The sequence below is a fragment of the Flavobacterium sp. LC2016-23 genome (assembly GCF_009674775.1).
Taxonomy (GTDB): Bacteria; Bacteroidota; Bacteroidia; order Flavobacteriales; family Flavobacteriaceae; genus Flavobacterium.
In genome coordinates, this window is sequence record NZ_WKKE01000092.1 from 1 (window position 1) to 379 (window position 379).

The 379-nt window shown below is 41.7% G+C and carries 1 protein-coding gene; it reads right to left on the reverse strand.

Going from position 1 to position 379, the window contains the following annotated elements:
* The coding region (locus GJU43_RS22750; protein WP_154344187.1) for a condensation domain-containing protein at positions 1-379 on the reverse strand (379 nt) is incomplete at both ends.

Here is a 379-nt window from a genome sequence, read left to right on the forward strand (position 1 = left end):
AAGAAGCGGCAGGGATTACCTGTTGGACTATTTCACCGGCTTCGGTTTTGAAAATGGTACGCAAACTGTCATGACGGCTTACAATGGCTTTCATCGAACTGCTAAAGGCGGTTGGGTTGAATGCTTTATTTCCTAATTCTATATTGCATAACCAGCATAAGTTGAAAGATTGTTTTGCGATTCCCAGTTGATCCAAAAACCATAATCTTCTTTGTGCATCAGACAACGGATATCCATCCTGAACAGCTGCCACGGGAATCGATTCGTATACTGATTCTTCCAAAGCGGCCAATACATCAGATTGGTCCTGTAATACCGGATATAAAAATATTTCTTTCAATCCGATGGCTACCGAGAATTCTTCCTGTATTCTGTTGGC